The sequence below is a fragment of the Lactobacillus panisapium genome, assembly GCF_019469265.1.
Taxonomy (GTDB): Bacteria; Bacillota; Bacilli; order Lactobacillales; family Lactobacillaceae; genus Lactobacillus; species Lactobacillus panisapium.
Genome location: NZ_CP048268.1, coordinates 417501 through 440087, shown reverse-complemented (window position 1 = coordinate 440087; position 22587 = coordinate 417501). Strand labels below are relative to the sequence as shown.

The following is a 22587-nucleotide window of genomic DNA, read 5'->3' as shown; positions in this document are numbered from 1 at the left end:
TACCTCTTTTTTACTTTCGAATATGATATTTGTCCTCTAATCTTGTCATGGTAAAGCCGAAGATAAATGCAACGATGATTAAAGCCGAAAAGCCAAACATGGTCGTCTTAATGACAGATTGAACTACTAACATTGGTGTCACAAATGCAAACAAGCCACAAATAAATCTTGATAAACCACTTAAAAATCCTTGCAATGATGAACGAATTTCTACAGGAAAAGCTTCTTGCGTCCAGACCTTATAAATTGCTTCTCCGGCAACTTGATTACCAATATTATAGCAACCAATTGCAACCACAATTGGCCATAAATCGTGGCTTAAAATTGCTAACGAAAACATTGCTAAGAATTGCAAAATCATACCGATAACAAAAAAGATGTTTCTGTATTTACCACCTGAAAATTTAGCAAAAGCCATTGTCGCAAAAACAGCAATAATGTTAAGAACTAAACCAGCACCTGTTGCGAATGTTTGACTAGCTTTGGCTTGTACAAGCATGAAAGTCTGAAACTGACCAAAAGTATTAGCCAATAAATTCCAGCAAATGTAGAAAATCATAATGCATAACAGCATTGAAAGATACTTCTTTTTATTTTTACCAAATAAAACATTTTTAACAGAGACTTGGTCCGAACTATGATTCTTCGCTTCAGCGGCTCGCATCCGCTTATCACCCTCGATATGAAAATTACGGAATTTACTAGAAAATGTCCGCCATGCCCAAGTGATTAAGGCAACAACTGCTAAACAGGCAAATACTACCCTAGCTCCAGTTGCACCTGCTAGTCTTGAAACCAAAAAGGCAGCACCATATGAGGCAAAGATACCAACCTGCCAGAAAATTTGAGTCGAAGCTACTAACTTCGAGGAAGTCTGATCATCTGGTGCATCATGCGAAATCATGGTTAAACTAATTGGCAAATCTAGTCCCGATGCAAGTCCAGCAATAATTGCCCCTATTAGCAATACCGGATAATTAGGCGCAAAGACACAAATTATGGCACCAAGCGCATAAATAAAGTTCATCCAGTTAAAAGACCGTACTAATCCAAAAGCCTTCGTTACCAATCCGGTTATTAAACCACCGATTGCTATTGCAAAAGTCAAGGCACCAGAAATAACACCCACTTGACCATTAGTTAGGTTAAGTCCATTTTGCCAAACAGTAATTGTAGACGACATGCCGACAATAATGCCGGATCCCAAAATCGAGCCAAAACCTGCTGCAACAGCTAATGGCTGGTATTTTTTAGTTAAATTATTCTCACTATTAATATTATCCATTACACTATTTCCTCCTTATTTTAGTAATAATTATGCTATTTATTGGAAACGGTTCCAATAGTGCTATAATCTTAAATAGATTGCAAAATTACAGATTAGGAGAAAATTATTGCTATGCTTAGTCCAGAAATAGAACAAGAGCTTTTACAAATTACGCCCGTAGAACAGCGCCAGATTGATAATCACGGTCAAAATATTGAAGATGTTACTTTAGAGTCAATTCCAGAAACTGGCCCAATTCAAATCATGCCCTACTGGAACTTTTTTGACTATGGACGAATAGCAGTCACTGAGTCCAACCGCTTCTCTTATATTCCTGCTCATAAACACAAATTTATTGAATTAAATTATTGTATTTCGGGTCAGAGCATGCAGTATATCGATGATAAAAAAATAATTCTTAATCCCGGACAGCTTCTAATTATGGATCGTAATGTCCAGCAAAGAATTAATTATGCCCGGAAAAAAGATATCTTAGTGAATATCTTGATTCGTGATAATTACGAAGTAAGTTTGTTGCTAGATCAAATTGACCTTGAATGTAACACGATGGTTAAACTGCTTGCTAATAGCACGAAACACAACTTCAATCACAACAATTATTTAGTCTTTGATTTGAATAATAATCTTGTTGCAAAACAACTAATCGAAAATATTATTACCCTGGGCCTTAACCAACAAGGTAAAAATATTCAGCCAATTCAGGCGATGATGCGCGCGCTAATTCTTTGCGTTGAAGATAGTGACATAGTTAAGGAAGTAATTAATTTTATCGAAGTCAAACAGGATAAAAACTTGCAAATTATTGAATACCTAAATAACCATTATCAGACTGTCACGTTGAATAGCTTAGCAGATCATTTCGGCTATAATTCCAACTACCTCGGCAACAAAATTAAAGAATCGTCCGGTCATACCTTTAAAGAATTATTGCAAATGCGCCGCTTAAATATTGCTTGCAACTTAATCCAGATTACCAAAATGCCGCTTGATGAAATAACTGCATTTGTCGGTTACGATAATCCATCCTCATTATTTCGCCTTTTTAAAAGTTATCTTCATCTTTCTCCACAAGAATACCGGAAACGCATTTTATTACCCCGACAGTTGGATGAAAATGAGGGTATTTCGCTTAATCCTTACTTTGAAGAATAAAACCTGAATTTTAGCTACAAAAAAAGAGTCGACTTCAAATAAAGTTTTGAAACCGGCTCCTATATAAAGAACCTAAGGCTATAAGCGCAAATTGGCGATTAGGCCAACCTGCTTTATTCTATGCCTTCTTTAAAATCATCATCGTCTGTCATAGAGAGCAAATCGCAATCATAATCCTTTATTTCAATTCTAATTTCAAGATTGTGCAATTTTTCCATTCTATTAATTTTAGAAAAACGAAAGTGAGCGTTCCAGCACACACACAATTTGATGATTGTCCAAAAATCCTCTATAGAATAAACGGTAATGATTATTAGATTAAGTATCGCCTCTGCTCGATAATTGATTTTAAAGCTGACATCTCTTTTTGACTTATCTGCTAAAAATACAATTAAATCTGTCTGTTTATTTTTTTCCATAAACCTCCGAATATAAAATTTGTTGTGAGTAGAGACCATTTTTCCATTAACTATTATGCATTTAACCCCATAAAAAACAACCCAATATGCCGTTTTTCATAATGAAAACTATGCAAAAATAGCTTTGGATAGTTTATTTTGCCCTTTGTAAGGCAGCCCAAAGCTGTTTTCCGCGTTGACCAATTATCTTTGTTGCTACCGCAACATATTCTTCAAAACTGGAACAACCAGATAAATTTTTAGCAACTAACTTTTGATTATAACTATCATCAATAAATGTTTGTAGGTAATTAGCACTAATAAAATTGCGAAAACTTCCAAATACTTCAAAATAGTCTTTTTGTTGAAAAATCGCTTTTTTTAATTGATCATCTGCTATCATGCTTTGATTATAAAAATCATCTAGAACCTTAATAAAACTATCGAAGTAGTCAAAATATGGCCCTACTGCCCTTTTTGGGTTAATACCATTGTGTTTAGGTAAAATACCAAAATTACCTAAATGATAATTATTACAGAGTTGCATATAAGGCTGGCCCTTTTTATCGACCATTTCAAACTCAAAAATTTGTTGCTTCCCATGTGGAGTAAATTTTTCAATAGTTTGCAAAATTTCCAGCTGCTTTTTTCTTTCTAAGTACCGATAATATTTCCCATAAAACTGTTTAATTGGAATGCGGTAGGTAATTAAGGTGTCTCCAGCCATGGTTTGCTTATCAAACCACGGGAAAATTTGGCAATAAATTTCATTTGTCAGCTTAGTACGGTCAGCTTCTTCTCCCTGTGTTAAGAAATCAAAAAGAAGGGTCTCTTTTTTAGGTAACGCTAAAAATTCATTGAGCGAACATTGGGGAAATTGAAGATATTTTTTTAATTTCATTTTTATTTTCCATTATCATTTAGCATATCAATAGGGTTTCGCAGGTCACAGAAAAAGCGTCGAAAATTTCAACGCTCTGTAGTAATCTAACTTATTAAAGTTTTAAAGCGTAAATTAAGAATTACCGAATCTAAACAGCATCATTATCCTTTTTATGTGACACAACATATTTATCAATCAAGAAATAAAGTCCAACTAACATCCCGGCCTGAATAATGCCAACAATATAAAATATCAGACTGAGATCTGGCACCTTAGTAAGATAGAGTACGATTAAGGGACCAGCAATAATCACTAAAGCAGCGGGCAATAAATATTTATTAACTAATTTCAAATAATCTTTTTCTTGACACTCAATTAAGGCTAACAACGAAAGCAAAATTAAAACAATCCATAACATTTTTCGGCCTTTCTGGCTTTTAACCGTAACATTTAATAAACTAAACAGCCATTTTAGAAATAAACTGGTTGTTATAAAACAAAGTGACCTTAAAAATCTTTACTAATAGCTTTTTGTACTTTTTTGTAACCGATTTCATTATAGCATATTTTCTATACGATTTTAATTGAAACAACAAAAATAATTAACCAAAACTTTTAACAGAAAAATGATACTTTGTACTATAAAACCCTTCCAAGCTTTTTAATGCCTGAAAGGGTTAAATTCAATTTTATTTTTAATTGTCGGAATTGTCTGTTGAATTTTCAGCGCGCCGCAATTCTTCTTCCTGAATTGCTTTTTGACGGAGATATTTCTTACTATTAAGAACTGTTGCTTCACCAGTTAAGTAATTAATATCAAGTAGCGGTGAATCATTATTTAAGATTACCTGAGTGACTTTTCCTTTCATGGTCAAGCCTTTTACTGGCATTTTTATTTTAGTTTGCCGATTGGCCGGAGTCACCCCAACAAAACTAAGTAAAACTTGCCGCGCTACTAATTCATTTTGATTATAGAGCGGAATTACGGCATAGTCTAACTTGCTTTGCGGATGGTCATTAATCCATTGGCGTAAACGATTCTCGTAATAGAGCATTGCCTTAGGATTATCATCATCCATTCCAGTTGTTGAACCCTGGTTGAGGTATGCCGTTTCAGTTATTAAGTTGCGCAATTCATTATTTAAACCAGAAAACTGGTAACCAACCAAGTGTCCCCGATTAAATGCCCAAGCAGTATATGGCTTACCATTTTTGGTCGTTTCTATTTTATAGTTATGCCAACCACTTGGATTAACTGTTAGTCGCGGGGCACGCGGCTCAGTTGGCAATTGTGACTTTTTAACTTGAATGTGGCTGCCTTGTCCTCGACCTAAGCTGTCTAAATCCATTAAGCTTAATTGCCGCTCTTCTTGGTAAGCCCAAGGTTTCATAAATTCGGCTTGCGCCGCACTCGGAGCAAGATGCAACTCACTTGTCTGCGTAAGCTGTTCCGTTTGAGCTGAAACTGCTGTTGTGGCATTGTTATTGGTAACTTCATAGCCCGTCAATAGGCCAGTTGCGATTAAGAATGTAACTATTACTTTTCTTAGTTTCATTGGGTATAAACCTCTTTTATTAATTCTTTCCAGTTGATTTGCCTGGCTTTATGGCACATTATATAAATTTAAATGTTGCTCAGATATTGTTGCAGTAGTGCTAATACTATATAATATATTATAATAATACATAATTGCTGTTACTGCTTATTGCACAAAAATATTTTTCTAATCAATTGCAATTTTCGCAATAAGCTTATTATGATTATTAATCAGCTAATATTACTGTAAATTTAGCACTTTTTAATATACAAGTTATACCTGAAAAAGTTATTAACACATTGCAATCACGGCCTTCATAATATTCTTACTATAATAAATATAGCATAGCCAAGTGTATTAGCAATACTATATGTTGTACTATAAGCATATTCTATTATTATACAAATCTAGACTATGATCATGTTTTTTAGGGCAATTTTTTAGATAAAAAAGTTTTAAAAATAACAATGACAAATAAAAAAGCCGAAGCAGCAACTTCGACTTTTTGTTTAGCACCATTTAGGTGGTTTTTATGTGAAATTAGTTAATCTAAAAATCCTTTTCTCGGGGATACATGGAAGTACTTTGCAATTTCGACTAATTGCTTATCGGTAATTTCATCTAATCTATTTCCTCCTTGTGCTTGAATAGCAGTAAAAATAGTAGCAGCTTTTTCAACCGTTTCGATTAAGCCAAAGCATTCATCTGGAGTATCACCCACGGCAAACATACCATGGTGAGGCCACATAACGACTCTAAAGCCATCTGCAACTTTAGCAGCAGTATGCTCGCCAATAATTGTAGTCCCAGGTGTTTCATAGGGGATAATTCCTAGTCCTTCGGGTAAAACAGGCATTGATTCAGCTTGCATTTTCCAGATAATCTTACTAAAGTATTTTTCATTAAGCGGTTGAGTAAACGACATGGCAATTAAGTTGGTAACATGACAGTGCATTACTACCCTTTGGTTTGAATCAAGCTTTAACCGAGCAATATGGTTCATCAAGTGGGTTGGAAATTCACTTGTAGGCATAGCACCATCAGTGTAGCCCCAAACAATTTCACCCTTTTTACCATCAGCACTAATTTTAACTAAGCCTAAGTCTTGCTCAGTATTTTGGAAAACATTTCTAAAATACCTGCCAGTACCCGTAACTAAAAAGTATTGTCCAGCCAATGCGCTGGCGTCAAAGCCAAGGTCAAACGTTCTTTTAACTGTTTTAATATCATCATAATCAGTGAGCTCTTCAGGTTTAATCCGAATGCTCATATTGCCACCATTACGCTCATCCCAGCCATTATCATAACTCTGACGAGTAATGTTGCACATATCTCTAACAAAAGTTGAATCAATAAATTTAGCCATTATTTAATCTCCAGGGGAATAACTTCTTAATTAATTTCTCTTAAACTGAACGTTCTTTTCGTAATCCTTCAGTTCTTTATACCAATCCATGCCAACAGGAACATTATTTCTTAAGCAGAATTCATCCCAGACTGCACCAAATGGGAATGATTTCAATTCTTCAGTTTCAGCAAAACGAAGAGTAAAGTCATATTGGTTTTCTACCTCTTTCAATTTATCAATTGGTGCTAACAAACCAAGAAGCAGGGCTTTTTGCGTTGCACGAGTACCAATTACCCAAGCAGCTACACGATTAATTGATGCATCAAAGAAATCAAGGCCAATAACAGTCTTTGACAATAAATTATCTCTTATCAAAGCTGACATCATTCTAATCGTCCTGTCTTCCAATGTTGGAACATGGTCACTATCCCAGTGAACTGGACGTGTAATGTGTAAGAACATGCCTTTGCCAAATGCCAAGAATGCTGATAGGTAATCTGATGGATCTTCAGCTTCGTGGAAGTGTCCAATGTCCATGCACCAGAACTTATTTCTAGTCAAAGCGTAGTTGTCATAGAAGAAGTGTGAACCAACAGTATAGCTTTCAACACCCGTACCAAACAGCTTACCTTCATATGATTCTATTGTGTTCTTTTCATCATATTTTTCTTTGTTGATTTCATCCAAAGATTCAATTAGACGTTCACGAGGATCCAATCTGCTGATTGGCTCATCCTTCATTCCATCCATAATCCAGAAGTTATCAACAGATTGAGCACCTTGCTCTTCACCAAAATAATTAGAAATAGCACGAGCATTTTTTCCAACCTGAATCCAGTAATCACGAACGCCTTTTTCTGGACTAGCCAAAGTCATATTTTCTTTAACTTTAGGACTTGAGAAAAATGTTGGGTTAAAGTCTAAGTAAATGCCATTTTCCTTTGCCCAGTCAACCCAGAACTTAAAGTCTTTAGGACCAACTTCGGAAACATCTTTCTTCTTACCATTTGTAACGGCGTAAATTTGGTGCAATTGCAATCTTTGCTTGGCAGGAATCAATTTAAATGCTTCCTCCAAGTCCTTCGTCAATTCTTCTGGTGTCTTAGCAATACCTGGGTAATTGCCCGAAACCCCGATACCACCTGACAGTGCTTCATCTGGAGTTAAGAAACCATGAATATCATCACCTTGCCAACAAGGAAGAGAAACTCTGATGTTCTGCAGCTTCTTTAAAACTTCTTCTGTATCAACGCCAACTTCAGCATAACGTTCCTTAGCAACTTTATACGCTGATTCTACTTCTTTATCGCTAACCATAATTTTCTCCTTTAATTAATCCATATGGAAAACTTCATCTAAATCTATCGTAACGGGACTTTCATCCGGATTGACATCCATTAATTTTGCCATGTAATGCCACCATTCTTTACATCCCGGAGTCTGTGCAATTTCCCGGTACTTGGCAACATCATCTACCTCTAAATAAGCAAATAATGTTCCGGTTCTTTTATCCAAGTAAATTGAGTAATTATGAGCACCTGCTTCCTTCAAGGCCTTCTTCATTTGGGGGAACTTAGTTGGAAGACTTCGGTGCCGCTTTTCATATTCAGAAAAATAATTCGGATTAACATGCATTATTTGTCCTAATCTCACTGTCATATCACCTCACCTCTTTTAGCTGTATGTAAAAAGTTCACATAATCGGCAAGTATGCCCTCGTATTTCCCCTTTTCGGGTTCATACTTTTTAATGGCAAACGAAGCGCTAATAATTCTGCGGGCCAAATAAACATTCAAAATATCACTTCTAGTAATCATTTGAACAACTAAGTTGCCAATTGCCGTGGCTTCACTTGGACCAGCATAAACGGCAATACCAGCAACTGTACTCGTTAGCTGATTAAGCAAACTAACATTTGAACCACCACCAACAATATTTAGCGTATCAATCTGATAACCAAGTATCTGATTTAGTTTTTCAATTTCATGAGCATAAAACAAAGCTAGATTAGAATAGATTGCCATGACAATTGCGCCAGGGGTATTAGGAATTTTTTGACCAGTTTCACGACAATATGCTTGAATCTCCGCAATCATATTCTTAGGATTGACAAACCGCTCATCATTAATATTGATAAATTGTTCAAATGGCTTAACTTTGCTGGCCATCTCTGCGAGTTCACTAAAAGAATATTGGTCATCCAATTCACGCTTAACGCACTGAACCATCCACAATCCCATAATATTTTTCAGGAACCGGTAAGTACCATATGCGCCCCACTCATTGGTGTAATTTTCTTTAAATGCCTCTGGACCATTTTCAGGGACATTAAGTTCTGCCCCTAATAATGACCAAGTACCCGAAGAAAGGTAAGCCCAATGTTGTCCCATTCCGGGGGCACCAACTACAGCCGAAGCTGTATCATGGGTTGCTACCGTAATCACATCAGTATCCGGTAAATCATAATCGGAAAATTTACTTCGATCTAGCTTACCTAACGGTGTACCGGCATCAACTAATTTCGGAAATTGTTCCTGTTTAACATTTACTTCTTTGAGTAAATTTTGATCGAACAACCCTTCCCTTAAGCTCAACATTTGAGTAGTTGATGCATTGGTTACTTCTAGGACAGCCTTATTTGTTAACACAAAACCAATATAATCAGGAATCATCATGATTTTATCGGTCTTAGAAAGTAACTCCTTGTTTTCTTCGAATAACTGATAGAGTGTATTGAAGTTTAAAAATTGGATGCCCGTTTTTTGATAAATCCGTTCTTTTGAGACTTTAGCGGTTAAGTCCTTAATTGCATTCGTGGTGCGCTTATCACGATAACTAATAGGATCTTCCAGCTTACGTCCGTCGTTTCCGACAAGAACATAATCAACCGCCCAGGTATCTATTCCAAGAGAAATTTCGTTATAGCCTGCTTTCTTTATTTTTTGTAGTCCTAACAAAATCTCTTTAATAATATGATCAATATCCCACCGATCATGGCCATTTTTTAGGGTAAAACCATTCTTAAACCGATGCATTTCTTTAAGTGACATTTTGCCATCAGTTAGTTGACTCAACATCAGTCGACCGCTTGAAGCTCCGATGTCAACTGCTACATAAGTCTTTGCCAATTACTATCACCACGCTTTCAAACCTTACAAATATATTTATACGCGTCTTTGACAGCGCTTACAATGACATATCAGAATGCAATCTGTATCATATTGATTGGTAATTTTGCACTATTTTTGCTTAATCTGAAAATCAAATAACCAAATTCACTATTCAAGAAAAAGTGGATAGTTAACGAGATATGTAGTTAGAAATGAATAATGAATTACATGTTTTCTGAGGTAACAGAAAAAGTTAGCTGGCTCTCTACCCTAATTAAAAATCAGGACAGCGTCTATTGTATTGGCTTTTCTTTGGTAAAAAACGATCATATTTTTGGAGCATTTAGTATTAGTGCCCCGGTTTATCGCGTCGACAATGATAAGATTAAGACTTGGATAAAAGAAGGCCGTGAGGCTCAGCAAAAAATCTTGCAATTATTTTAGTTAAGCTATTTTGTAAAAAAATGGCTTTTTTACTGTTACCCTTACTATTGCGGGAAATATCTAATAGACTTTAAGTAACCGAAAATGCAGTAAAACCCTATTATTAGCGCCATTTTAATGTGCATTAAATTAGTTTGCTTTTTCTTGACCTTGACGTAACGTCAAAGATTATACTTTGTTTGCAAGTGAGGGATTTAATCATGTCATATTCAATAAACGACTTAGCCAAGTTGGCAGGTATTTCTACCAGAACATTACGTTACTATGATAAGTGTGGTCTTTTAAAAGCGCGAAGAGATCCAGAAAACAATTATCGTTATTATGAAGAAAAAGAAGTTGATCAACTACAAAAGATAATGTTCTTAAAATTGTTTGATTTACCGTTAGCACAAATTAAACAAGTAATGGTAAGCTCACAAAAACAGCAACTCGTGACTCTGCAAAGTCAGCGGCAAAAGCTTGTTAATGAACAAAAGCGGTTGAGCGATCTGATTATTTCCTTAGACAAAACACTTGAAGTAATGAAAGGAAAAACTCAAATGAACGATGTAGAAAAATTCACAGCGCTTAAGGCTCAAGCAATTGTTGACAATGAAAAGAAGTACGGCAAAGAAATTCGCTCTAATTATGGTGATGAAACAATCGATGCTAGTAAAGAAAAATTCTGTTCATTTTCAGAAAAAGATTTCAATCATGTAGAAGATATTAAGAAGCAAATACTAATAGAGTTAAGGCCTTTAGTTGGGAACCTGGATGTTACGAAAGCAGCTGCTCAGCATCTTTTTAATCTTCATCAAAAATATTTGTTAGCCATGTGGCCAACGGGGCAATACTCATCAAAAGCCCATAAGGGGCTGGCAAATATGTATGTAGGCGATGCGCGATTCAGGCGATATTACGAAGAAGGCACTGGTAAAAAAGACGCCGCCAAAACTTTAAAAGCAATCATTGACTATTACGCTTAATTTTTTATCACTTAGTCAATGTTATTGAGAAAAAAGTAAAAAAACTAAACTATTAAGAAGTTATCTGACACATAGCGATTAAAGCCGTGTGTTTTTTGTACTAAGTCTTCTCTTAAAACAAAAAAGCCCATAATTAGAAGTTCTAATTATGAGCTTTATTATCTACAAATTATTTAATACAAATACCACAAACCAGCAATTGATCCGATATCAAAATCCGACTGTTTTAGTCCAGTTATTTCACAAAACTTATCCGCTAATTCGGGCTGAGCCTTTGGTGACCAGACACGCAAATTGGTGTAATCTCCAGGTACGATCCAATATCCCAACTTTTTTAATTCAGGATATTTACTTACATCCAGTGTTAAACCGTTTTTCAACGAAATCAAGTATGTTGAATTAGCAAAATGCCCCCTCTTATTAAACAGTGCAGGTAATTTTTGCTCTACTGTAACTGGTTTAATTGGCCATTTCATCATTCAAGCCCCCTATCTAGCTTGTTAACTCTAACGAAATAACTTTTATGTAGTTACAGTAACACTTTCCCTGATTTGTGTAAACACTTACATTATATTCTAAACTTCTTTGCTGATCTTTAACTTTGCTAACAAAGTATAGTTAAGTGCACATTCTGCACACAAAAAAGTTACTAATACCCTTGATATACCAGCTTTTATTTCTATCCAATAATTTTTCACGGAACACGCTATTTTGCGTGTTCCGTTTGTGTTCTTTATTATCTTTTACAAACAAAAATTAACCTTGACTTACCTGCGTAAAACGTCGATAAATCAAGGTTAATTAATTTGAATAATTCTTCTAAATGCTGATTGCCAGAATCGAACTGGCGACCTTTTCTTTACGAGGGAAACGCTCTACCAACTGAGCTAAATCAGCAATTTTGGCAACATTCAAATTATACCAAAACTAAAAAAAACGTGCAATTAAATGTCAGACTTTCTTTAATATTGCCAGAGAAAAAACCTATTGCTGCATACAAGCAATAGGTTTAATTGCCTACTTCCAATCTAGGCATAAGCCCTGTTGATGAAGCAGTTCCGGCAGTTGGTCCCGGTCAGTCGTTTTATTATCTAATTTTGCACCGGTGATTTGCTTGGTAAACGAATCAATTCGTTTGTTGGAATCACGCAAATCATAATAAGTGGTGACAACTTGATCATAGTCGCGCAATTTGTCCACTTTAAAGTCCCGGGGATATTCGTTTTCAAAAGTAGTAAATTCTAGAGGCAAACGCGGTTTTAACTGCGGTTCTTGATCTGGAATACCGACCTGCATCCCTAAGACTGGAAAAGTTAATGGCGGCAAGTCAAGTTCAGCAAGCATTTCAAGAGGATGATCATTAATTGTCCCCAGCGGAACATAACCCAATTCCATGCTTTCAACCGCATTAGCAACATTTTGCCAAGCCAGCAGCGTATCTTCCATTGCCTGGAAAAAAATATCCGTCGTATGAACGCGGCCATCGTCCTTATTCAGCTGTTGACGAATTTGCTGGTTTCGGTAAAGGTCAACAATAAAAATAAACAAATCACCTTCAGCACCAACATATTTTTGACCACAAAGTTCCCTAATCTTTTCCCGCTTAGCTTGATCAGTAATATGCAGTAAACTAGCGTTTTGCATAAACATACTAGTTGCCGTGTGTTGAAAAACTGTGTACAAAGTTGTTAATTGCTCAGAATCTAAACTTTTATCCTTAAATTTTCGGATCGAGCGATGATTAATTTGCTTATTAATTGTTGAATTATGAATCATTTGCCTACTTCTTTCTATTCATCTTACTAAAAGTAAGTCTATTGCAAAATTTTTTTGCTGTCAATTAACTCATTTAGAAAAAACTGAAATTCGCTCCTATTCTATGCTAAAATCAAGTTAACTACATATATTCAATGGAGGTAATTATGCGCATATTAGTTATTGGTGGTGCTGGCTATATTGGCTCTGTGGCAGTCAGTGAATTGGTTAAACAAGGCTATGAAGTAGTCGTTCTTGATGCTTTATATACCGGACATAGAAAAGCAGTTGACCCTCAAGCCAAATTTTATCAAGGCGATATTGAAGATAAGTTCTTAGTTAGCCAAATTTTACGTAATGAAAAAATTGACGCAGTAATGCACTTTGCCGCTTACTCTTTAGTCCCTGAATCAGTGAAAAAGCCCCTCAAATACTATGATAATAATGTTGCGGGAATGATTGCCCTGCTTGAGGCAATGAATGATGCCAATGTTAAGTATCTGATTTTCTCTTCAAGTGCAGCCACTTATGGTATTCCGGAAAAGTTGCCGATTACTGAAGAATCACCCCTAAACCCAATCAATCCATATGGCGACACTAAAGTAATGATGGAAAAAATCATTCATTGGGCTGATCAGGCTGATGGCATCAAATCAATTGCTTTACGTTACTTTAATGTTGCTGGTGCTGGTAATAACGGCGAAATTGGCGAGGATCATCACCCTGAAACCCATCTGGTACCTAATATTCTGCGCAGCGCCATTTCTGGTGACGGGAAGTTCACTATCTTTGGCAATGACTATGATACTAAAGATGGCACTAATATCCGTGATTACGTTGAGGTTAATGACCTAATCGATGCGCATATCTTGGCCTTAAAGTACTTAATTAAAAACAAGCAATCTGATGTATTTAATATCGGAACCGCTCACGGGTACTCCAATTTAGAGATTTTACAAGCAGCACGCCAAGTTACTGGTATCGACATCCCTTACACAATGGGACCAAGGCGTTCTGGCGATCCTGATAGCCTAGTCGCTGACTCAACTAAGGCAAGAACCGTTTTACACTGGCAACCTAAGCATGAAACAGCTGAAGATACGATTGCAAGCGCATGGCAATGGCACCAAAAGCATCCAAACGGTTATGAAGATAAATAAAAAAATTCACTGATCAACTAAATTTAGTTTGGTCGTGAATTTTTTATTTGCCATCTTATTGCTTAATCATGGTGTATAAATCCATATCGCAAAACTTACCATGATACTTAACTTCATCCTTTAAAAGCGCAACATGCGTAAAATTTAGTCTTTCAGCAATTGCTCTACTGGCAAGGTTGTTGTGGTCCGCTAGAAGCTTGACTTGATGTAATCCGAGTTCGTTAAAAGAAAAAGCAACTAGTCGCCTGACTGCTTCAGTCATGATACCCTTTTTTTGATAAGCTTGAGACAACCAGTAACCAATTTCGGCACTTTCATTCTTCCACTTAATAGTATGTAAATCGACCATCCCGGCTGGCTGTTCATTGACCAAGATGACTAGCGGCAACTTACGGTATTGCGCGAAATCATTTCGCATGCCCTTAATAAAATCGACCTCATCTTCAACCGCTGACATTTTTCCCGCCCAAGGTAAAAAATGTGCTAGCTCAGCGCGATCATGAGCAATTATGTCATAGAGCTTGTCCGCATACTTTACTTCAGGTAACGCCAATTTAACTTCGTAACCATTAATCTCAAATTCACAGCAAGTAAACATCCAGCATTCCTCCTTAATTATAATTTAATATAGTTTATCATACTACAATAACAAGGCATTCGGCCATTTTTACTAGCAATAAACAAATTAAATTTTAGAATTTTTTCAGCTTTTAGCAGTCAAACTTCTCATACTAATGCTATAATCGAATATTGTAATATAAAAAAAGAAATAGAATTTGGAGTGATTTGATGAACGATGAAGATGAAAAAAAAGGCTCGGGTTATGAACGAACTCTAACCAATGCCCACATTCAGCTGATTGCGCTGGGTGGAACCATTGGGACCGGGCTTTTCCTAGGAGTTGGCAACAGTATCCGCCGAGCTGGTCCAAGCGTTATTTTGATTTACATTATTGTTGGTATTTTCTTATTTTTATTAATGCGTGCTTTGGGTGAATTAATCGTTTCAGACTTATCCAAACATACTTATATTGACTTTATTAAAAAATATCTTGGCAAAAATATCGGCTTCATCTCAGGCTATCTTTATTGGATTAGCTGGGTCACATTAGGAATGGCCGAAATGACGGCACTTGGAATTTATTTTCAATACTGGTTTCCCCATCTGCCTACATGGGTGCCAGGACTTGTTACGATCGCGGTTTTGCTTTGCATCAATTTGCTGTCAGCGCGCCTTTTCGGCAACCTCGAGTTTAGTTTTGCCATTATTAAAATCGTAACTGTGATTGCTTTCGTCATTTTAGTCGGTTATTTGTTATTAACTGGGGGCAAAACCAGTTTTGGCCCTGTCACCCTAGCTAATTTAACGACCAATGGTGGCTTTTTTGCCCAGGGAAGCAACGGCTTTTTCGCTGGTTTCCAGATGGTTATCTTCAGCTTTGTCGGCGTTGAACTTGTTGGCTTAACTGCAGCCGAGGCACAGAACCCTAAGGTAACGATTAAAAAGGCAATCAATGAGGTGCCAATGCGAATTATTTTATTCTATGTTTTGGCCATTATTGCTATTTTAATCGTTATCCCATGGAATAAAGTATCAACCAATTCAAGTCCTTTTGTGCAAACACTCGCAGCTACGGGTATTCGCAACGCTGGTTCAATTATTAACTTCGTTGTTATTTCCGCAGCCGTCTCTTCAACTAATAGTATTTTGTATAGCGCAGGGCGTTTACTGTTTTCCGTCACTTTTAATGGCAAGGGAAAATGGAATCAAACTTTTGGTCATTTAAGGCGGCAACTACCCCAAAATGCGCTGCTTTTATCAGCAGGATTAATGGAACTTGCCCCCTTTGTTATTATTCTTATCGGTAAAGAGGCTTTTAATTTTATTTCATCAACCTCTACAAGTATGTTTCTTATTATTTGGTGCTTGATGCTTTTAACCCATATCTCTTACCGCAAAAAGACTAATTCTGCTGAATTAACAGATTTTAAAATGCCGGGCTTTCCATTCTGGGATTATGCAACCTTAGCATTTTTCATTATCATGATTATTCTGTTATTAATTCTCCCAAGCAACCGTATCTCAATGATTGCCGCCCTATTAACATTCATTATTTTGTTTAGTCTTGCCAAATTCTGGCGCAAAGAAGCAGCCTAACTGGGCAAAATAACCTTAGGGGAAACTTGAATTACCATTATTTTTATAATAAAATTTAGGTTAATTAAAATATTTAATCACCACCGGGCGATAGCACTTAGTGAACTCTTTAGGTCTTAGTAGAGTTTGCTAGGTGCTCTTTTTTTAGGAGGAACTATTATGGAAACATTCGTCGTTGATCAAAAGTTTTGGGAAATCTTTCCTGAAGCTAAAATTTTCACGCTAGTTGTCAATGGTATTGATAATCACATCCCAAGCGATGTTTCAAGCTATCAACAAATATTGAATCAAGCCGAAGAAAAAGCACAAGTATATTTAACTGAACCTGACTTTAAAGCTAATCCTGTAATTGTCCAATGGCGGGAAGCTTTTAGTCAATTTAAAAAGAAAAAGGGCGCTCGTGCATCTATTGAAGCATTACTCAAACGCGTAGCCCAGGGCAGAACATTTACCCCAATTAATCCACTGGTTGATCTCTACAACAGCGTTTCACTGGAATATGGCGTTCCTTGCGGTGGCGAAGATCTTGCTAAAATTGCTGGAACCATGCATTTAGGTCTTGCCAGCGGTAATGAAGAATTTTATCCTATCGGTGCTACTAAAAATGAACCGCCTCGGACTGATGAAATCATTTATTATGATCAAACTGGTGCGGTGTGTCGTTCACTTAATTGGCGTGATGGTGAAAGGACCATGTTGACTGAAGACACAACTAGCGCAATCTTAATCATGGAAGCAGTAAATGAGGAGCAAAAGGATAGAACTAATACTGCCATTAATGCACTTCAAGAAAAAATTGCCACTAAGTTAGGTGTTAAAGGTACTATTCAAGAATTTACAAAATAGTAAAAAAAGAAGCTTTAAGTAATTCATACTTAAAACTTCTTTTTGTTTATTTACTTAAAAATCTTCTTTTGAGATTCTGCCACAGACTCAGCGCTTGTCGCATATGGTCAGCGGGGACATATTTGCGAATTGCTCGCAGCGTTTTTTTATTGTTCTTAGTTGTAAAAATAAATGTTCCGCTAGTCCGCGTTCTGATTTCAAAACGTGGTATATAGCGTCCTTTAAAATGAACATCAGCTACAACATAAGTCACTTCATTCCACGGTATCTGAACATAATCAGATAAATTACGTTCATTGTAAAATTCAAACGCCTTATCGCCCACCATCGCTTTGCCATATACAGCAACTGCACGAAACCAAGTGGCTTCAGCTGTTAAATCGACTTTAGTATTTTGTGATTCAACCATTTTATCCTAAATAACATGTAAAACGTGTAATAATACACCAACAATAAAGATAGCAATAATAATTACAATTGGTGAAACTTTCTTCTTCAAAAGCCACATGCAAAGGAATGTTAGCAGTAAACCAGCTAAACCTGGAATTAACATATCCAAGTTATTTTGCAAGGTAGTTACCTTAAACTTAGTCAAGGATAAACCATTTGCTTGTCCTAGCAGAGCTTGTTGAATTCCCTTGGCACCAGCAGGAAGCGAGTTCCAATCAATATAACCACCCTTTTGGACCGGTGTTTTCGAAACAATCGGCGTAAACTTGATGTTTACCCAACGCTCAATTAATGATCCTAAAACAAACATCCCCATCATGGACGCTCCACGGGTTACCTTTTGTAAAAGACCACCAGACATATCATTAGTAATTGCTGAACCGGCTTTATAGCCAAATTCTTGGGTGTACCACATAAAGGCAATTCTGATTACATTCCATAAAACAAAGAATAGAATTGGGCCTAAGATGTTACCTTGGATAGCCATCGATGCACCGAGGGCACCTAAAATTGGCCGCACAGTATACCAGAAAACTGGGTCACCAACACCAGCTAGTGGTCCCATCATTCCGACCTTAACACCTTGAATTGCTTCATCTTCAACTTTAGCTCCATTTGCCTTGTCCTCTTCCAAAGCCAAAGTAACACCTAAAATAGGTGAAACAAGGTATGGGTGGACGTTGAAGAATACTAAGTGACGCTGAAGCGCAGCAGCCATATCATCTTTATTTGGATATAATTTTCTTAGTGCCGGAATAAGTGAGTATGCGAACCCACCGTTTTGCATTCTTTCGTAGTTCCATGAAGCCTGCAAGAATTGTGAGTGCCACATAACATTGAAGCGGTCGGCTTTAGTTAATTTGATTTTTTGATCAGCCATAATAAAATCCTCCTCTTAAATATCACTTTAATAGTCATCAATGATATCGCCGAGCGGATCGCCGGTACCTTCATCATCTGAACTAGATTTGCCATTGCCACCCTTTGATTCAAGAGCAAGGTACATCAGAGCCATAGCAAGACCGATTGCACCTAAGGCAATTAAAGTTAAGTCCTTGATTGCTGCCAACGCAAAACCGATTGCGAAGAATGGCCATACTTCACGACTAGCCATCATGTTAATAACCATTGCATAACCAACGGCTACGACCATGGCACCACCAAGAGACATACCTTCACTCAACCATGTTGGCATTAGTCCTAGCCAATACTTAACCGTTGAAGCTGGGATTGCTAACAAGAGTGCTGCCGGAATAGCAATTCGCAGCCCCTGTAAGCAGACATCGATCCATTGCCACATATTAATCTTGCGCCAGTTGCCCTTTTTAGCTTCGGCATCCATGATGTGCACAATAGCAGTTGAAATGGTCCGAACGATCATGGTTAAAAATAGTCCGGCAACAGCTAATGGCATAGCAATACCTGTAGCCATACCGATTCCTTTAGTTCCTTGTCCACTCTCAACCAGGATAATTGCTGAAGCAACTGATGCCAAAGCAGCATCTGGAGCTACAGCAGCACCGATATTAGCCCAACCTAAGGCTATCATTTGTAATTGACCACCTAAAATAACACCCAAGTCCAAGTGACCAGTAACTAAACCAATCAACGTACATGCAACAAGGGGTTGGTGGAATTCCCATTGATCTAAGATACCTTCCATACCTGCAAGAAAGGCAACTAGAACAACTAAAATCATTTGAATAGCATTCATTTTTTGCTCCTACTTCCTTATTTCTTTTGCTCGTCAAGCAAACTCTGGGCCTTATTTAAAATAGCGTCCATATTGCCCTCTTTGTCAGTTGGCACTTTCCGTACGTCAAACTTAACTCCTAATTTAGCAAGTTCGTGGAAAGTGTCTACATCTTCTTGGTTCATTGATAAAACATTGTTAGCATTAACATCACCAACTGAGTAAGACATAGAACCGACATTAACCGTTTTAATATCAACCCCTGCTTTAATAACAGTTAAAACATCTTCAGGGTTTTCAAATAAAAGCAGCGCATGAGTATTGCCAAAGCGTGGGTCTTTAGCAATCTCAATCATCTTTTTAATTGGTACAGTGTGAGCCTTAACACCAGCAGGTGCGGCTTCACGAATCATGCTTTTACGCATTTCGTCTTTAGCAACACTGTCAGACACAACTATTACCCGATCAGGGTGCATCGTTGGAATCCAACCAGTCGCAACCTGACCATGTAATAGACGTGAATCAATTCGAGCTAAAACAAACTTAATGTGTCCATCACCAACAACTGTTCCTTCCGGAATAGTCTTCTTTTTGCCAGTTTCCTGAGCTTCAGAAACTACCTTACTCTCTGACTTCGGCATTAATTCAGCTGGCTTTGTTTTAATACCATCTTTTGCTGGTTCAACAATTGCAGTCGCAATTTCATGAGCTGTAGCATCAGGATTAGTCATTCTTTGCGTTAAAGCTTCAACAACCATCGGTAAATTCATACCAGCTACAACAGCCCAGTTGGGATGATTTTCAAGCAAGCCATTTGCCTGATTAAACGGTGTACCGCCCCATAGATCAACTAGTAGCAATACTTCAGCTTGATCATCAAATGAAGCAATCGCCTTGTCCATTTTGCCCTTAATATCATCTGGCCCCTCATCGGGTGTCAAAATTACATGAGCAAAATTGCTTTGTTCACCAAATAACATTTGCGCTGACTGCGCAATGCCATCGGCAAAACCACCATGGCTGGCTAATACAATTCCTACCATGAGATTTCCTCCTTTAGATAAAACGTATCCTTCATTATTGTACATTGAAAGTGCGTTCAAGTCACGCCACCTAACAATTTTCTAATATAATAAGACTAATCTTTTAATCATAAGTGAATCAAAAAACCGCACAAAAAAAGAGGACTATCATTAGTCCTCTTTCTTACTTGCTCCGGCTGTCAGACTCGAACTGACGACATCTTGATTAACAGTCAAGCGCTCTACCAACTGAGCTAAGCCGGAATATTAAAAAAGCACGGCAGCTTCCTACCCTCGCAGGCAGTCTCCCACCAACTACTCTCGGCGTGAAGAAGCTTAACTGCTGTGTTCGGCATGGTTACAGGTGTTTCCTTCTTGCTATTGCCACCGTACTTTTCTTTGCTTGAGTTCTTACACTCAAAACTAAATATAATCCTCTAAAAAAACCTCACCAGATTGCTTGAGCCTGTGGTCAAGTCCTCGACTGATTAGTACTAGTCCGCTCCAAGCCTCACGGCTCTTCCACTCCTAGCCTATCTACCTCTTAGTCTTTGAGGTGTCTTACTACTTTCGTATGGGAAATCTCATCTTGAGGGGGGCTTCGCACTTAGATGCTTTCAGCGCTTATCCCGTCCATACTTAGCTACCCAGCTATGCCTTTGGCAAGACAACTGGTACACCAGCGGTATGTCCATCCCGGTCCTCTCGTACTAAGGACAGCTCCTCTCAAATTTCCTGCGCCCACGACGGATAGGGACCGAACTGTCTCACGACGTTCTGAACCCAGCTCGCGTGCCGCTTTAATGGGCGAACAGCCCAACCCTTGGGACCTACTTCAGCCCCAGGATGCGACGAGCCGACATCGAGGTGCCAAACCTCCCCGTCGATGTGAACTCTTGGGGGAGATAAGCCTGTTATCCCCAGGGTAGCTTTTATCCGTTGAGTGATGGCCCTTCCATGCGGTACCACCAGATCACTAAGCCCGACTTTCGTCCCTGCTCGAGTTGTCGCTCTCGCAGTCAAGCTCCCTTATACCTTTACACTCTGTGAATGATTTCCAACCATTCTGAGGGAACCTTTGGGCGCCTCCGTTACTCTTTAGGAGGCGACCGCCCCAGTCAAACTGCCCGTCTGACACTGTCCCATGCCTCGCTTAGAGGCCCTGGTTAGAGCAGCCATCAAACAAGGGTAGTATCCCAACATTGCCTCTGATAATACTGGCGTACTATCTTCTCTGGCTCCTACCTATCCTGTACATGTTTAACAGCTGCCCAATATCAAATTGCAGTAAAGCTCCATGGGGTCTTTCCGTCCTGTCGCGGGTAACCCGCATCTTCACGGGTATTATAATTTCACCGAGTCTCTCGTTGAGACAGTGCCCAAATCATTACACCTTTCGTGCAGGTCGGAACTTACCCGACAAGGAATTTCGCTACCTTAGGACCGTTATAGTTACGGCCGCCGTTTACTGGGGCTTCAGTTCGCTGCTTCGCTTACGCTTACAGCTCTCCTTAACCTTCCAGCACCGGGCAGGTGTCAGCCCCTATACGTCGTCTTTCGACTTTGCAGAGACCTGTGTTTTTGATAAACAGTTGTTTGGGCCTATTCACTGCGGCTGGCTTTTACACCAGCACCCCTTCTCCCGAAGTTACGGGGCTATTTTGCCGAGTTCCTTAACGAGAGTTCTCTCGCTCACCTTAGTGTTCTCCACTCGACTACCTGTGTCGGTTTGCGGTACGGGTACGTTAGCTCTTGCTAGAAGCTTTTCTTGGCAGTGTGACTCTTGAACCTTCGCTACTTTATTTTCGCTCCTCTTCACAACTTGTGCTTTTTAAAAGCAAGCATTTGACTCACTCTTACACTTATTGCTTAAACATGGATGTCCAGCACCATGCGTTCTTTGCCTCCTGCGTCCCTCCTTCGCTATTAACGATCTAACGCAGTACAGGAATTTCTACCTGTTGTCCATCGACTACGCCTTTCGGCCTCGCCTTAGGTCCCGACTTACCCTGGGCGGACGAGCCTGCCCCAGGAAACCTTAGTCTTTCGGCGGATAGGATTCTCACCTATCTTGCGCTACTCATACCGGCATTCTCACTTCTAAGCGCTCCACTTATCCTCTCGATTAAGCTTCTCCGCTCTTAGAACGCTCTCCTACCACGCGTATTACTACGCATCCACAGTTTCGGTACTATGCTTAGCCCCGGTAAATTTTCGGCGCAGCGTCACTCGACTAGTGAGCTATTACGCACTCTTTTAATGATGGCTGCTTCTAAGCCAACATCCTAGTTGTCTACGCAACTCCACATCCTTTTCCACTTAGCATAGATTTTGGGACCTTAACTGGTGATCTGGGCTGTTTCCCTTTCGACTACGGA

General features: G+C 38.3%; 22 protein-coding genes, 2 tRNA genes and 2 rRNA genes (1 of these 26 cut by a window edge). 6 read left to right on the top strand and 20 right to left on the bottom strand.

All coding sequences use genetic code 11. The features are described from left to right. Positions 1 to 10: 10 nt before the first annotated feature. A complete protein-coding gene (locus tag GYM71_RS02090) occupies positions 11 to 1285 on the bottom strand; it encodes an MFS transporter (protein ID WP_220220743.1) in 1275 nt (424 codons plus the stop codon). A gap of 114 nt (positions 1286 to 1399) precedes the next feature. On the opposite strand from GYM71_RS02090, the gene GYM71_RS02085 reads away from it, so the two are divergent. Beyond that, positions 1400 to 2440 carry an AraC family transcriptional regulator gene (locus tag GYM71_RS02085; RefSeq protein WP_220220742.1) on the top strand — a complete coding sequence of 347 codons (1041 nt, stop codon included), beginning with the start codon at positions 1400 to 1402 and terminating at the stop codon, positions 2438 to 2440. A 113-nt stretch (positions 2441 to 2553) separates the two neighbouring features. Here GYM71_RS02085 and GYM71_RS02080 read toward each other — a convergent pair whose 3' ends face one another. From GYM71_RS02080 to rhaB, 8 genes are all read right to left on the bottom strand, one after another. Further along, the gene (locus GYM71_RS02080) at positions 2554 to 2859 is read right to left on the bottom strand and encodes a hypothetical protein (RefSeq protein WP_220220741.1); all 306 of its coding nucleotides are present in this window, start codon (positions 2857 to 2859) and stop codon (positions 2554 to 2556) included. Between the two features lie 133 nt (positions 2860 to 2992). Continuing rightward, positions 2993 to 3739, bottom strand: a complete 747-nt coding sequence (locus tag GYM71_RS02075; RefSeq protein ID WP_220220740.1) for a DUF6994 family protein — start codon at positions 3737 to 3739, stop codon at positions 2993 to 2995. 130 nt (positions 3740 to 3869) lie between these two features. Further along, complete coding sequence (locus GYM71_RS02070) at positions 3870 to 4139, bottom strand: hypothetical protein (RefSeq protein WP_220220739.1); 270 nt, start codon at positions 4137 to 4139, stop codon at positions 3870 to 3872. A 277-nt stretch (positions 4140 to 4416) separates the two neighbouring features. Beyond that, entirely contained in the window at positions 4417 to 5277 is an 861-nt protein-coding gene (locus GYM71_RS02065) for a DNA/RNA non-specific endonuclease (RefSeq protein ID WP_220220738.1), read from the bottom strand. A 526-nt stretch (positions 5278 to 5803) separates the two neighbouring features. After that, entirely contained in the window at positions 5804 to 6625 is an 822-nt protein-coding gene (gene rhaD, locus GYM71_RS02060; RefSeq protein WP_220220737.1) for a rhamnulose-1-phosphate aldolase, read from the bottom strand. 30 nt (positions 6626 to 6655) lie between these two features. After that, on the bottom strand, positions 6656 to 7924 hold the full coding sequence (locus tag GYM71_RS02055; protein ID WP_220220736.1) for an L-rhamnose isomerase: 1269 nt from the start codon (positions 7922 to 7924) through the stop codon (positions 6656 to 6658). A gap of 15 nt (positions 7925 to 7939) precedes the next feature. Continuing rightward, positions 7940 to 8266: an L-rhamnose mutarotase gene (gene rhaM, locus GYM71_RS02050; RefSeq protein ID WP_220220735.1), complete on the bottom strand. Its 327-nt coding sequence runs from the start codon at positions 8264 to 8266 to the stop codon at positions 7940 to 7942. After that, positions 8263 to 9735: a rhamnulokinase gene (gene rhaB / locus GYM71_RS02045; RefSeq protein WP_220220734.1), complete on the bottom strand. Its 1473-nt coding sequence runs from the start codon at positions 9733 to 9735 to the stop codon at positions 8263 to 8265. Before rhaB ends, rhaM begins: the two co-directional genes overlap by 4 nt. A gap of 201 nt (positions 9736 to 9936) precedes the next feature. Here rhaB and GYM71_RS02040 point away from each other — a divergent pair, with 201 nt between their 5' ends. Together GYM71_RS02040 and GYM71_RS02035 are read left to right on the top strand one after the other, a co-directional pair. Further along, positions 9937 to 10161: a hypothetical protein gene (locus tag GYM71_RS02040; protein WP_220220733.1), complete on the top strand. Its 225-nt coding sequence runs from the start codon at positions 9937 to 9939 to the stop codon at positions 10159 to 10161. Positions 10162 to 10361: 200 nt separating this feature from the next. After that, positions 10362 to 11126, top strand: coding sequence for a MerR family transcriptional regulator (locus GYM71_RS02035; protein WP_220220732.1), 765 nt, complete (start codon positions 10362 to 10364; stop codon positions 11124 to 11126). A gap of 173 nt (positions 11127 to 11299) precedes the next feature. Here the strand turns inward: GYM71_RS02035 and GYM71_RS02030 are convergent, their stop codons facing one another. From GYM71_RS02030 to GYM71_RS02020, 3 genes are all read right to left on the bottom strand, one after another. Further along, a complete protein-coding gene (locus GYM71_RS02030) occupies positions 11300 to 11605 on the bottom strand; it encodes a hypothetical protein (RefSeq protein ID WP_220220731.1) in 306 nt (101 codons plus the stop codon). A gap of 345 nt (positions 11606 to 11950) precedes the next feature. After that, a tRNA-Thr gene (locus GYM71_RS02025) sits at positions 11951 to 12023 on the bottom strand. 120 nt (positions 12024 to 12143) lie between these two features. After that, complete coding sequence (locus tag GYM71_RS02020; RefSeq protein WP_220220730.1) at positions 12144 to 12902, bottom strand: NADPH-dependent oxidoreductase; 759 nt, start codon at positions 12900 to 12902, stop codon at positions 12144 to 12146. Positions 12903 to 13048: 146 nt separating this feature from the next. Between GYM71_RS02020 and galE the strand changes: the two genes are divergently transcribed. Then, positions 13049 to 14041, top strand: a complete 993-nt coding sequence (gene galE, locus GYM71_RS02015) for a UDP-glucose 4-epimerase GalE (protein WP_220220729.1) — start codon at positions 13049 to 13051, stop codon at positions 14039 to 14041. A 55-nt stretch (positions 14042 to 14096) separates the two neighbouring features. Here galE and GYM71_RS02010 read toward each other — a convergent pair whose 3' ends face one another. Next, positions 14097 to 14639, bottom strand: coding sequence for a GNAT family N-acetyltransferase (locus GYM71_RS02010; protein WP_220220728.1), 543 nt, complete (start codon positions 14637 to 14639; stop codon positions 14097 to 14099). Between the two features lie 191 nt (positions 14640 to 14830). Between GYM71_RS02010 and GYM71_RS02005 the strand changes: the two genes are divergently transcribed. Together GYM71_RS02005 and GYM71_RS02000 are read left to right on the top strand one after the other, a co-directional pair. After that, a complete protein-coding gene (locus GYM71_RS02005; protein WP_220220727.1) occupies positions 14831 to 16198 on the top strand; it encodes an amino acid permease in 1368 nt (455 codons plus the stop codon). 159 nt (positions 16199 to 16357) lie between these two features. Further along, complete coding sequence (locus tag GYM71_RS02000) at positions 16358 to 17044, top strand: B3/B4 domain-containing protein (protein ID WP_220220726.1); 687 nt, start codon at positions 16358 to 16360, stop codon at positions 17042 to 17044. Between the two features lie 46 nt (positions 17045 to 17090). Here GYM71_RS02000 and GYM71_RS01995 read toward each other — a convergent pair whose 3' ends face one another. The 7 genes from GYM71_RS01995 to GYM71_RS01965 form a co-directional block, all read right to left on the bottom strand. Then, positions 17091 to 17453, bottom strand: a complete 363-nt coding sequence (locus tag GYM71_RS01995) for a DUF956 family protein (protein ID WP_103753121.1) — start codon at positions 17451 to 17453, stop codon at positions 17091 to 17093. 6 nt (positions 17454 to 17459) lie between these two features. After that, a complete protein-coding gene (locus GYM71_RS01990; RefSeq protein WP_220220725.1) occupies positions 17460 to 18374 on the bottom strand; it encodes a PTS system mannose/fructose/sorbose family transporter subunit IID in 915 nt (304 codons plus the stop codon). A 27-nt stretch (positions 18375 to 18401) separates the two neighbouring features. Further along, entirely contained in the window at positions 18402 to 19208 is an 807-nt protein-coding gene (locus GYM71_RS01985; protein ID WP_220220724.1) for a PTS mannose/fructose/sorbose transporter subunit IIC, read from the bottom strand. A 17-nt stretch (positions 19209 to 19225) separates the two neighbouring features. Continuing rightward, on the bottom strand, positions 19226 to 20230 hold the full coding sequence (locus tag GYM71_RS01980) for a mannose/fructose/sorbose PTS transporter subunit IIA (protein ID WP_220220723.1): 1005 nt from the start codon (positions 20228 to 20230) through the stop codon (positions 19226 to 19228). A 170-nt stretch (positions 20231 to 20400) separates the two neighbouring features. Beyond that, positions 20401 to 20473 (bottom strand) — tRNA-Asn (locus GYM71_RS01975). 11 nt (positions 20474 to 20484) lie between these two features. Next, a 5S ribosomal RNA gene (rrf, locus tag GYM71_RS01970) occupies positions 20485 to 20601 on the bottom strand. A gap of 76 nt (positions 20602 to 20677) precedes the next feature. Next, positions 20678 to 22587 (bottom strand): 23S ribosomal RNA (locus tag GYM71_RS01965); it runs 998 nt beyond the window's last position.